Below are 12,533 nucleotides of genomic sequence, written 5' to 3' on the forward strand. Positions count from 1 at the left end.
GACGAGCAGGTTGAAGAGCTAGTGATTCATGCTACTCTCAAACCTGCTCAAAAAGAGTTTAGACACGGCTACGCTTGAATGCTGGGAGCGTGAGCGGACGGCGACGCCCGTCAGGGCGTTCGCCGTCCGGCTCCACGCGACCGGTTGTTCGCTCAGGAAAACAAAAGCGATTCTTGCGCTCCTCGGCGTAAAACGGTCGCATCAAGCGATTTTTCAATGGTTTCATCGGGTATCTGACAACGCCTCCAACCCGCCGTCGGCAGCTCCGACGCGGGTCACGGTGGACGAAACCGCTGTCAAAATCAACGGCGAGTGGTCTTGGGTGTACGCTGCAATAGACACAGAAACAAAGTTACTGCTCGATGTCAACGTATTTGATCGGCATGGGACCGATCAAGCGGCTGCGTTTCTGTCTGGATTGGCCGAGAAACACGATCTCTCAGACACTGTGTTTCTCGTTGATGGCTACGGCTATCGGACTGCCCTCTTTCGAATTGGGTTGAGCGGTCGGCTCGACTACACAGAACGGAACCTGATCGAAAAGTGGTTACACACGCTCAAACAGCGGATCGACCGCTTCCATACGTCGTGGGTGGGCAGTCGGCCAAGCGTCCAGCGGTGGCTTGAACAGTTTGAGCACTACTATAACCATCAGCGACCGCATCAATCGTTCAACAATCGAACGCCTGTCGAAGAGGAGCTAAACTAGACAGTGCCGTTGTTCCGGCATCGGTGTTGGTTTCCTTAACCAACAATTTGATCGTGAGAGGGTTTAGCTCTGTTGGTTAATATCTAGATAACCACACACCTACACAGGGTGTTGGAGCAGAGCGATGACGACCATCACGCCATTGTATGCGTTTGTCTGGCAAACTTCACATCTAAGCGAATAAGTATTTTGTCGCTGAATAAACTAGTGATCGGCTCCACTCAACTCGTCCAATGTTCGCGACGCTCAACTCGGATTTGATAATGGCCTAATTCAATTCCTCAGTGATTTGCCGGACGTTTGTTCCGCTTTGCCATTTCTCTATGAGCCGAGAATCGGCATTTGGCATCTCATACTTATCAGCTACACGGCCAACCGTACATCCACAACCATCTTGCTCACCTGTCATTGATCTTACGCTGGTGTTACAGTAGTATACTTGTGACTATTTGGAACCTTCCTTTTTCGATTCCTCTGATGAACTCAAGCCGATGCCATGGTCTGCAGTAGAGCGGAAGCGAGTAGATTCTCCATGCTTAGGTCTCTGTCATCGTGAATGCCGAGATATTACAATCTTAGTAGTGTAACGGACCTCGAAGGTGCGGCTACGAGAGAGAGAACTCGAGTTCAAATTCGTTTGCTACGCCGAGTGCAATGCTGGGAAGTTCGTCCTCAAACCATTCTTCGGACATGCGATTTGCAGGGCTTGCAACGCTGAACGCGCCAATGACTCGGTCGTTAGAGTCGGAGACGGGAACTCCAACTGCCTTGACGCCATCCAATTGTTCTTCTCGATTGAATGAGTAACCACGCTCACGAATCATCTCAAGTTCCTCAAGGAGGTGACTACGTTCCGTGATGGTGTTCTCAGTCTTTGCTGGAAGGCCCCAGCGGTCTATGATCTGCTCTAATCGAGCTTTCGATACCTGAGACAATAGTGCCTTCCCTGAGGCAGTTTGATGGAGATAGAACCGTTTACCGACTGTTGAGTATTGCCACACAGCGTGTTTTCCGGAGTAGGTGTGTAAATATACTCCGCGGCCGTGTTCTTCAACGACGAATACAGCCCGACACTCCGTCTCATCGGCCATCTGCTCAGTATATGACTTTGCGGTTCGGAATCCTTTCGTCCGATTTTGCACATAGTCTCCTAAGTCGAGAAATCGCAGGCCGAGAGTATAGATATCGCCTTCTCTAACCAGGTACTCCTGTTCTTCAAGTGTCGCAAGATGACTGTGAATGGTACTAGGGGATTTCCCGACAGCCTCTGCTAACTCAGTCACCCTCGCTCCATCGAGCTCTTGGAGTACATCGATGAGTTCGAGCGTCGTTTTTGTCGATTTCAACGTCCGGCTGTCTTCAGGGGTCATAATTGGGTATATCCGCTCGAGGTATATAAAATTCCGTATTATCGAAAACCAATATAATTCCTAGCACGTACTTTGAATAGAACCGTATTTAGTTCCCTTTTCTCGCTAACGAGGGAAACGCGGCACGAAGCCATATATAATATTCCAAATTATCAAATACCTCTCCCTCACAATTCAGGACACTATTCTTCGAATTCCGGGGTCAAATCGCCTCTCACGGGGGTTACTATCGAAGAATTTCTATTGACTACGGCACATCCACTAATCCTTTTAGCGGATCATACCCTACTCGACCAATCACCACTGCACGATCAATTGCAATTTCTACGTAATTCCTCTTAAAATGGTCGCTCCCGCCGATTCACGGCCTCAATACTGGCAGACTACACTATCACATAACAAATGAACGTTAATGGAGTATTCGACGATGCCGAAAAGACTACCTCATCGGTCATCGCCTACCTCTACCGGCAGTACACCCTTCGCTATCGGGTGATCATAGGCCGAGCAGTTCACGCGTCTCCGCTGGTTTCGCGACCGGCCTCTCTAATTCATCGGCGATACGTGCTGTTCTCCGGACTAATTGGGCATTACTCTCCGCGAGCTCGCCCTTCCGGTAGTAAATGTTGTCTTCCATGCCAACTCGGGCGTGTCCTCCCATGGTGATCGCCATGGTTGTAAGTGGTAATTGATGACGACCAAGGGCAAGGACCTGCCACTCACTCTCATTGGGGAGGTTGTCGGCGAAGTTGATGACATTCTTTGGATGAGCTGGCATCCCATTCTGCATTCCAAAAATTGGGGTGCACCAGTACGGTGGTTCGAGCAGATCCTGCTCAATCAGATTTTCCATCTCTGGAATATGGCCTGGATTGAATAGTTCCAGTTCAGGTTTCACGCCAGCATCGAGCATCGCCTTTGCATATTCCTCATTTTGCTCACGAGTGTTCACGGCAGTACGAGTCTGCCCGAAGTTTACTGGGCCGAGGTCAACAGTTGCTATAGCTGGTTTAGGGTCTGTTTCAAGAATCGGCGTGATTCGTTCTTCCCGTGACCAGATTCCTCCACCTCCTGTGGTGAAGTTCACGAGGATTTCGTCGCAGTAGTCATCTATCGCGTCTCGTATTTCTTGAAACCGGCCTACGTCCTTTGTGCCATCGCCATTCGTATCTCGGGCGTGGATATGGGCTATGGATGCGCCAGCTTCCTCACACGCTTGTAGGTCTTGGGCGATTTCTTCAGGCTGTTCCGGGAGATTCGGGTTCGCTTCTTTACCTTGATGACCACCAGTCATCGCCACGCTGATGACCAGTTTCTTCTCAAAGTAGTCGCTGTAGCCATTGTATGGCATCTCCTTAGAGATGGCTGGAAGGATCACTTATACTTTTTGTACGATGCAAATCCATTGACTTTGGAGGATCCATCTCATGCATGACAATGCGAGCAGGTACTCAAGAACAGCAGGAATTTCCTCATTTTCAAACAGTGAGCGGTACGCCAGTATATTTATATATTGGTGCAGGAGAGTATCTAACATGGTTGCAGATAGAACAGCCGTCGTTACTGGCGGCGGTCGCGGAATTGGCCAAGCAATTTGTATTGAACTTGCTGCAAGCGGGGCAGATGTGGTGGTAGCAGATATTGATGAATCTGCTATGGAGGAGACAAAGCAACTTGTTGAGGATGAAGGACAGCGTGCGGTCACCATTAAGACTGATTTACAGCAACTAGACGATGTACAGCAGACGATTGACGAGATATTCGACATATTCGATTCGGTTGAGATACTCGTGAACAACGCAGGTATTGCTGGCCCTACGCGCCTATGCGAAGAAGTCACAGCAGAAGAATGGGATCAGACGATCGACGTTAATCTCCGTGGGCCATTCTACATGTGTCGAGAGCTACTTCCGGGCATGAAAGACCAGTCCTACGGACGCATCGTGAATATTGCCTCCGTCACCGGGAAGCGTCCACTTGAGCAGCGACTACCCTATGCGACGGCGAAGATGGGTCTACTTGGATTCACTCGCACCCTTGCAGCGGAAGTCGGAGAACACAATATCAATGTTAACGCGATTTGCCCCGGCTCTGTATATGGCCCTCGAATTAAACGTGTGTTCGAGGAGAAAGCTGAAGCAACAAATCAAACATATTCAGATATTCGCAAAGAAGCTGAGAACGCAAGTGCAAGGAATGAACTAGTATCGCGGAAAGACATCGCACAACTTGCAGCGTTTCTCTGTTCAGATAACTCGACTCGGATTACAGGCCAGGATATCAATGTCTCAAGTGGCAAGGTCATGTACTGACCGTACGAGAACTGACTCGGTGCACATCGTCCACATTATCTGACCTGCTGATCCCAATCGGATATTGACCGTCTCCACTTTTTCCCACTAGATGCAGCAGTCCTACTAAGGCCAAAGATACAATATCAGTGTCATACGCTTAGAAATTCTCGAACCCTTCTTAGGGGGCTCTGCTTGAATAGTCTCCTGTATCACAGAGTTTATCTACTAGAAAGAAATATAGGCTTGTAACATGGCGACAGTTAGCATTGGAGATGTGACGAAAATTTATGATAAGAATGTGGTTGCTGTCGATAATGTCTCTTTAGACATCGAAGACGGAGAGTTCGTAACCTTAGTCGGCCCGAGTGGAAGTGGGAAATCGACTCTCTTGCGGATGCTGGCTGGTGTCGTTTCTGTCACGGATGGTACAATCTCGTTTGGCGATGATGATGTCACCGAAACCCCACCACAACAGCGAGATATCGCGATGGTGTTCCAGAACTACGCTCTGTACCCGAATATGACCGTTCGTGGTAACATGGAGTTCGGGCTAAAAATGCAGGGGATGCCAAAACAAGAACGTAATGAGGGGGTTGAAGAAGCCGCAGAGATGCTCCAAATAGAGGAGCTACTTGATAGGGAAATCCAGGCTCTGTCGGGTGGGCAACAACAGCGTGTAGCCCTTGGTCGGAGTCTCGTTCGAGATCCCAAAGTGTTCTTACTTGACGAACCCCTTGCTAATCTTGACGCAAAACTTCGCGTCGAAATGCGTGCAACCCTGGTTGAACTACAGCGAGAATTGGACGTCACGACGGTGTATGTGACCCACAATCAGATTGAAGCAATGACGATGAGTGATCGAGTGGCCGTTGTTCACCAAGGTTGTATTCAACAGTTAGCAGAACCGCAGGAATTGTTCAACAATCCCGCGAATAAGTTCGTTGCAGATTTCATCGGTACTCCAAGTATGAACTTCCTCGACTGTGAGGTTACTCAGACAAACGACGCTGTTACTCTCAACACAGACATTCACGAAATCACTCTCCAAACGGGTGAAGAAAGAGTCTCTCATATTCATGAACGTACGACAGAAGGAGCAAAATACATACTCGGAATCCGCCCTCAGCACTTCATTGTCCGGGGGAATGATTCACTAGAAAGCGATAACAACCGAACTGTCCGTATGGAGGTTGCGGTAGTCGAAACTGCAGGAGACGAGTATATTCTTCACCTCGATAAGAATGGTGAGCGGGTCATTGTTGTCGTTGATGAGGGAATGGATGTCGAACGAGGCGATTTCGTGAACATTGAGTTCCTTCCTGAGCGGATCCACCTCTTCAACAACTCGGATGGTCAGGCAGTTCTCTGACGAGACGGTGTACGCTGAACCCTGATTTTCTTACCACCATCTACGTCCACGTCGGAGTCCATCTACAAACAAAACGACACCAACTACGAGTAGTGCGATGGTTGCCCGGACGCTCGAATCGATATCTGAAGTAACGGACAGTCCACTTCCGGTTGCAAGTTGGACGAACAGACCAAATGAGATCGCAGTAGCGAATGAGCCGATGAGAATCTCGAGAGAGACAACGATTCTTTTCAGACGAGAGTATTCACGAGCCATAAGTTGCTCTATGCCTCGATTTGCTTAAGATTTTTCTTAGGCATTTACTCGGAATCTGTGATGGTTACTGGGTAGTGACGTTCCCTATCGTTCGACGATACTGGTCTGGCGGTTCAGTACGCACCGCTCCTTATGTGAATACTACAACAAGGGTGTCTGGGTGATGGTAACATTAATATAGACATAGTATAGTAGTGAACACGGAGTATGACTAGCCATACCAATCCAGAGTCATCAGAAGATGACGAAGAATTGAAACGGAGAATGTTTCTTGCGGGAGCGGGCGCTACTGGGGCTGCTGCACTTGCGGGTTGCCTCGGTGGGTCGGGCTCGGGAGATTCGACGAGTGGTTCCTCGGACAGTTCGAAACTGAAACTACTTACCACGTACACCTCATCAGCGTCGAAGCGTTCATACAAATCGGCAAACGAGGCGTTCAAGTCCAGTCGAGAAAATCTCGAGATCGAGATGGGGTACACGGACTGGGAGAAAATCTACAGGAGACTAGTTCAGGCGGCTCGTACCGGGAACTGGCCGGATCTCGTATTCTTCCTCGACAACGAACTCAACCTCCTACTGAAAGACCAAGACTTCATCGAGAACCCGAAGCGGCTAATGGACGCCGCTGAGGAATCAGCGGGGAAGATTTCCAATGACGTTCCCGAGACCCACTACCTAGATAAAGATGGGTCGTTCTACACGATGCAGTCGAACAGTCAATCCAACACGCTCTGGATGCGGACTGATGTTCTCGAAGCCATCGATGAAGAGTACCCAGAAAGCTGGAATGATGAACTGCGTGTGCTGAAAAAGGCTCACGAATCAGATAAGTTCCCGAACCTAGCTGGTACCGCCATTTCGACGGCAAAGAACGCCTACATGGCGACTATCTTCTTCACCCGGCTTCGTGGCGCAGGCGGTAATGCACTCGATCCTGAGAAGAACGTCGCATTCGATTCACAGGTTACTAGAGATACGCTGGAACACTGGAACGCACTGGCTGAGTATGGTGCACCCGGCAAAGAGTCGTTTAGCTACGGAGATATCTACACGAACTTTGCAGCGGACAAGGTCGCTACATGCCAATATTGGGGTCGGACCTTCATCAACGTCGTCGAACAGACGCCAGATATCGCAGACAAAGTGACAACTATTTCGCACCCTCAGCCAGATAACGACAAAGCGAGTCCTGACGAGAAGTCGCTCATGTCTGGTGATGGCGGTCAGTTGATCAAAAAGGGGAAGAATCAGGACGGTGCAGTTGAGTGGTGGAAGAACTACGTCAAGCCTGAGTACTTCGTCGATGAATTCATGAAAGGGACGCCAGGAAACACAGTCCCAATTTATGAGGGCCATCAAGAAGCGTGGGATGAGTTCGACGTCTGGTCGGACTACGAACACGGGAAAGAGATCCGGGATAATCTCGTCGAAGATACGCGAGTTGCTCACCCGAAGTGTCGTGCCGGACCTGAATTCGAAGCGTTCCCCGAAATGGCGAGTATGATCAAGAAACCGGTGATGAGTGGCCCAGGATCCAACTACTTCGCTGGCAAAATCAGCGTGGACGAAGCAGCAAAAGAGATGGCGAAAAAGGCAGAGCAAGAGGTTGCGAACTATGGTAGTAACTGAAGCGTCTATGTTCAAGAACCGGTAGAGTTTAATGATCACTTCGAATTATACCCATTACAACACATGAGCATATTGGACGGGAAGGAGCGGAATTTACAATCACTGCGAGGATTCGCACGTCGAGTGGTTCGAAGGGATATCACCGAGAGCGAACTAGGAGTGTCGTTGATTATCCCGACACTGTTAGTATTTGGCGTGATCGTTATATTCCCTCTCCTCTTCGCCATCTACCTCGGATTCCACTCAACGTCAGGCTTCAGCATGACGCTCCAATGGTCTGGCCTGAGCAACTACAATAGGCTCTTTTCAACGAGCGACTTCTGGGTTTCGTTGAAGAATAACGTCGTATGGGCACTTGGTACCATGACGTTGCAAATAGTGCTTGGTGTTGCAATTGCGCTGTTGCTCCACAGGGACTTCAAGGGGCGGAAGCTCTTCCGCGGAGCAGTCCTGTTCCCCTACATGGTCCCAACTATTGTCGCAGTCTTCAACTTCCGATGGATATTCAACGCGACGTATGGCGTGTTCAACTATATCATCGTCACAGCAGGCCTCGTTGACGATCCAATTGTTTTCTTTGGCTACGACCATGCAATGACGACGGCAGTACTTCTGGGAGTCTGGCGGTTCACCCCGTTTGTCGTGATTACCGTACTCGCACGACTCCAAACGATCCCACCCAGCCTCTATGAGGCTGCCGAACTCGACGGGGCATACAAACTTGCAAAGTTCAGGTACGTTACTCTACCGCAACTCTACAACATCCTCGTCATCGTGATCCTGTTGCGGAGCGTCTGGATGTTCAAAAAATTCGCCCCGATATACCTGCTCACCGGAGGCGGTCCTGGAATCAGTACACAAATCCTGCCCATCTACGCCTACATTGAGGCTTACCAAGGCCTCAGCTTCGGCTACGCCGCAGCGATTGCGAACGTGATGTTCATCATCATGATGTCCGTTGGATTCCTCTATTTACAGAAATTCTACAAACAAGGAGGTACGAAAAATGAAGCCTAACCTAGCCAACCCGTCGGCCGGTCTCGAAGAGTGGATACAAGAACACGTCCCGAAACGGATTCGTGACCGGAGCGACCGAACTGCATTGTATCTCCTTGCAACCACTGCAGTTGTCTATTCGTTGTTCCCTCTCGTCTGGATGGGCATAACATCGCTTCAACCGGAACAACTCCTGTTCTCCTGGCCACCGCAAGTCAGCCCAGAGCTGTGGACGCTCGCCCATTACGTAGACCTCATAGAGACGAACTCCCAATTCTTCATCTACTATCGGAACAGCGTTATCACGTCGCTCCTTGCAACGGTGCTGACGATAACGCTGGGTACGTTAGGGGCCTACAGTATCTCACGGTTCGAGTACCGGGGAAGAGAGTTCATCGACAGTTCGATTCTGTTGATCTACATGTTCCCTGCGATCGTGCTCGTGATTCCCCTGAGCGTTCTCATGAACGACATGGGCCTCGATAACTCGTGGTTCGGCCTCTCACTCGTGTATCTGACTTTTTCGCTCCCGTTCAGTATCTGGGTGCTTAGAGAATTTTTCAATGGGATTCCGTACTCTCTCGAGGAGGCCGCGATGATCGACGGCGCTTCTCGTATGCAGGCGTTCGCCTACGTCGTTCTTCCGAACGCACTCCCCGGGATTATTGCAACCTCGATCTTCACCTGGTCACTTGCTTGGAACGACTATCTCTGGTCGTCCGTTATCATGACGTCCAGCCAGATGCAAACGCTCCCAGTAGGACTTAGCCAGATGCTGTCATCTGCAAACCCGCCGTGGGGTCAGTTCATGGCTGCGACCACGCTCGTTACCCTTCCAGTCTTGCTCCTCTACATCTTCGTACAGGACCATCTCGTGAAGGGATTCGGAGCCGGGGGTGTGAAAGGATAGTCTTCTCACCACACTACCTCTGAGTACGTCCTGTTCATCGAACACGAGACAATTTCTGTGTGGGCCCAAACTCACTACTGGACACTGCAGATTCTTAGAAAGATATTCTGCGCCCATAGAACAATTGGTATTCTGGGCCCATCCCAGAACTCGCCGGATTGGTGCGATATCTCCCCCGTTCTACAGATACCGCCACCTAGTTACTTGAGTCGTTGCTAACAATCAGGTCATCAATCCGTAATATCGTCGTGGCGACACTCCCCGCTGCTTCGAGTCCGTATCGCTTGCTTTCGGCTGGCTCAAGAATTCCTGACTCTACGACCTCACCAACGGTTCGCTCGTCGCTGAGAACTCCGGTTGTTTTCGTTCCGTTACTGTGTGCGGCACGTAAGGAAGTAATCGTCTGAATCGTATCCATGCCAGCGTTTCGAGTGAGCGCCTTTGGAATTCCTTCGATAGCGTCCGCGACTGCTTCTATTACGAGTGACCTGCGATCACCAACGGTGGATGCAGTAGTTCGAAGTCGACGAGCGATCGTGGTTTCGATCGCTCCTCCACCAGGGACTATTCCGTCGTGCTCTACTGTGAGGCTGACCGACTGAATTGCATTCATCACATTCCGCTCAAGCTCCCAGCCAGACATCCACGTACTTCCGTGTGCGAGCACGGAAACTACTTGTTCACCGGCTCCACCCCAAAACAAAATCGCGTTTTGTTCGATTGCCGGATAGCGTCTCCATTCGAGCTGGGCTGTTTCTCCAACATCGTCGGGAGTAAATTCACGAAGGTGTTTATTTATCGTTGCCCCGGTCGCTCGCGCCACCTTCTTCATCCGACCAGCTCTCGCGTTCCGAACGACGGCAATCTCTGCATCGTCGAAGTGTGGAAGTAATTCGTCTTCCACACGGTCTCCTACGAGAACGACGTCTACGTCAGCAGCTACAAGTGGGTCAAGGAGTTCTGTGACGTGCTCAATCTCGTATTCCGCGAAGGCCTCTACGCTTTTTGGGTCAGACAATCCATATTCCACCTCTTGTGTACTCGAATTGCTGTCACTGCTGAGTCGATGTCGAATAGTTTCTGCCCGGGCGATCCCCTCTGTTACGATAGCGATCGTCGGATTCTGAAGTTCGGTTGGCTCGTACGTTCCCGCGAATGATTTCTTTAAAACCATCCCATCGATCAGTTCTGTATCACTCAGAGTACCAGCTCGGAGCGACTCGACTTGAACTAAATCGGTGTTCACCTGAACACCGTCCTCCTCATCTGTCGCAAGTGTCTGGACAGCGTCGACAGCCCACTCACTGAGCGTCTCAACGATCGCGTCCGCGGTTTTCCCTTGGATTGCTGTTTTAGCAATCGACTGTAGTTGTTCGCTATCATTAATCGAAACAGCTTGCGACTCGTCTCGCAGTGCTTCAGTAGCAACTTCTATCGCAAAATCGACTCCGGACACGATTGTCGAAGGGTGGATGCCCTGTTCTAACAGAGGTTCTACTGCTCGGAGAATTTCACTCGCATAGATCGCCGTCGTCGTTGTCCCGTCACCGCACCGCTCTTCTTGGGCAGCTGCTACTCGTGCAACGACTCGTGCCCCTGGCGATTGGAAGGGAACTCGCTTGAGAAGGTATGCACCATTGTTAGTCACCTCGAAGTATTCACTGAGTCCCTCTTCCGCATCGTCGGTGTCGAGTAGCAGCTTGTCCATCCCACACGGACCAAGGGTCGTAGAAATGAAGTCTCCGACTGACTTTGCACCCGCGATATTTTGTGTGAGAACTCTACCTGAGCCTTCCGGCGGTTGTCCGGAATTACCTACTCCCCTATTTCCAGTGGAAGTGCTACTCTCGTGACTGCCTGAAGCCATACCGGTTGAACGAAGCACTATCCCGTTAATCTTCCGGTGCGAGAGGCTCTCAATTAGAATAACGACAGTGCAGTCATTCTGTGTTCTTGATGCATTACCGTGAGAGTCCCTCACGGTAGATGGATAACTGTGAAAGTAGTTGACCGTCACGCTCAGCGTACACTGCTTCCATATCCTGTTCACTCCAGTTGTACACGCCCTTCCCTGATTTTACACCGTACTCTCCTTCCTCCACTAACTCTGTGAGAAAGTCGTGCGGCTCAGTCCCTCGGTCGAGTTCTGGAAGGAGGTTGGTTATGACCTCATGGTGGACATCAAGGCCTGAATGGTCTGATTTTTCGAAGATACCGATGGCTGGCAAACGGAAGCCGAGACTTCCTTTCACCGCTCGGTCGATATCCGCAGCACTCGCGATGCCCCTGTTCACCAGTGATTCTGCTTCGTATGCCATCGCGGTCTGTATTCGGTTCACGATAAATCCGGGAATGTCATTGTTGACAATCACCGGCACTTTGTCCATTGATTCGAAGGCGGAGTAGAGGTCATTTACGATGGAATCCACGGTTTGATCGCCTTTTATGAGTTCAACGACCGGTACAATATATGCTGGGTTGAAGTGATGCGTCCCAATAAACAACGAAGGCTTCTCGACGGCCGTTGCAAGTTCGGTTATCGGGAGTCCAGAGGTGTTCGATGCTATTATCGCATCCTCTGGCGTGTACTGGTCTATTTCTTCCAAAACCGTCTTTTTGAGTTCCATCTTTTCCGGAACAGCCTCTGTTACGAGGTCTGCGTGTTGAACCGCCGTTTCGAGCGACGATTCGTATTCGATGTGGTCCTCAATTGCGTTCACCTCGGATTTGGAGATTTGCCCGTGTTCTTGGAGGGTTTGAATGCTCTCGGAGATCGATTCTGCTGCAGAGTGTAATGCTGACTCATCGACATCGAAGAGCGTCACGTGTTTTCTCCCAAGGGCGAAAGCAAGACCGATACCATATCCCATTGTCCCAGCGCCAACGACGGTAACACGAGCTATTTCGGCCTCTTCGCCACTGTCTTTCAACGCCATACGTCGTTGTTCACAAACGAGCTAGTTGAATGTTCCTCCCACCTCCGATATTTGCCCACTAC

Annotated in this window: 10 protein-coding genes; 6 read left to right on the forward strand and 4 right to left on the reverse strand. The window is 50.3% G+C overall.

What is annotated here, in order from left to right; all coding sequences use genetic code 11:
* Positions 1-28: 28 nt before the first annotated feature.
* A complete protein-coding gene (locus tag ACN2TU_RS21365; protein WP_435158278.1) occupies positions 29-709 on the forward strand; it encodes an IS6 family transposase in 681 nt (226 codons plus the stop codon).
* A gap of 605 nt (positions 710-1,314) precedes the next feature.
* Here ACN2TU_RS21365 and ACN2TU_RS21370 read toward each other — a convergent pair.
* Together ACN2TU_RS21370 and ACN2TU_RS21375 are read right to left on the reverse strand one after the other, a co-directional pair.
* Positions 1,315-2,082 (reverse strand): IclR family transcriptional regulator, encoded by a 768-nt coding sequence (locus ACN2TU_RS21370; RefSeq protein ID WP_435158430.1) that lies wholly within the window; start codon positions 2,080-2,082, stop codon positions 1,315-1,317.
* A gap of 493 nt (positions 2,083-2,575) precedes the next feature.
* On the reverse strand, positions 2,576-3,430 hold the full coding sequence (locus ACN2TU_RS21375; protein WP_435158279.1) for a beta-keto acid cleavage family enzyme: 855 nt from the start codon (positions 3,428-3,430) through the stop codon (positions 2,576-2,578).
* 184 nt (positions 3,431-3,614) lie between these two features.
* On the opposite strand from ACN2TU_RS21375, the gene ACN2TU_RS21380 reads away from it, so the two are divergent.
* The 5 genes from ACN2TU_RS21380 (at position 3,615) to ACN2TU_RS21400 (ending at position 9,535) form a co-directional block, all read left to right on the forward strand.
* Positions 3,615-4,391: an SDR family NAD(P)-dependent oxidoreductase gene (locus ACN2TU_RS21380; protein WP_435158280.1), complete on the forward strand. Its 777-nt coding sequence runs from the start codon at positions 3,615-3,617 to the stop codon at positions 4,389-4,391.
* 232 nt (positions 4,392-4,623) lie between these two features.
* Positions 4,624-5,742 carry an ABC transporter ATP-binding protein gene (locus tag ACN2TU_RS21385; RefSeq protein WP_435158281.1) on the forward strand — a complete coding sequence of 373 codons (1,119 nt, stop codon included), beginning with the start codon at positions 4,624-4,626 and terminating at the stop codon, positions 5,740-5,742.
* A 465-nt stretch (positions 5,743-6,207) separates the two neighbouring features.
* Positions 6,208-7,629: a type 2 periplasmic-binding domain-containing protein gene (locus tag ACN2TU_RS21390; RefSeq protein ID WP_435158283.1), complete on the forward strand. Its 1,422-nt coding sequence runs from the start codon at positions 6,208-6,210 to the stop codon at positions 7,627-7,629.
* A 123-nt stretch (positions 7,630-7,752) separates the two neighbouring features.
* Positions 7,753-8,646, forward strand: a complete 894-nt coding sequence (locus tag ACN2TU_RS21395) for a carbohydrate ABC transporter permease (RefSeq protein ID WP_435158285.1) — start codon at positions 7,753-7,755, stop codon at positions 8,644-8,646.
* Entirely contained in the window at positions 8,636-9,535 is a 900-nt protein-coding gene (locus ACN2TU_RS21400) for a carbohydrate ABC transporter permease (protein ID WP_435158286.1), read from the forward strand. The genes ACN2TU_RS21395 and ACN2TU_RS21400 overlap by 11 nt, the downstream gene beginning before the upstream one ends.
* 196 nt (positions 9,536-9,731) lie before the next feature.
* Here ACN2TU_RS21400 and ACN2TU_RS21405 read toward each other — a convergent pair whose 3' ends face one another.
* Together ACN2TU_RS21405 and ACN2TU_RS21410 are read right to left on the reverse strand one after the other, a co-directional pair.
* The gene (locus ACN2TU_RS21405; protein ID WP_435158287.1) at positions 9,732-11,402 is read right to left on the reverse strand and encodes a TCP-1/cpn60 chaperonin family protein; all 1,671 of its coding nucleotides are present in this window, start codon (positions 11,400-11,402) and stop codon (positions 9,732-9,734) included.
* A gap of 94 nt (positions 11,403-11,496) precedes the next feature.
* Positions 11,497-12,471, reverse strand: coding sequence for a 3-hydroxyacyl-CoA dehydrogenase family protein (locus ACN2TU_RS21410; RefSeq protein WP_435158289.1), 975 nt, complete (start codon positions 12,469-12,471; stop codon positions 11,497-11,499).
* Positions 12,472-12,533: the final 62 nt, after the last annotated feature.

The sequence above is a fragment of the Haladaptatus marinus genome, from assembly GCF_051194195.1.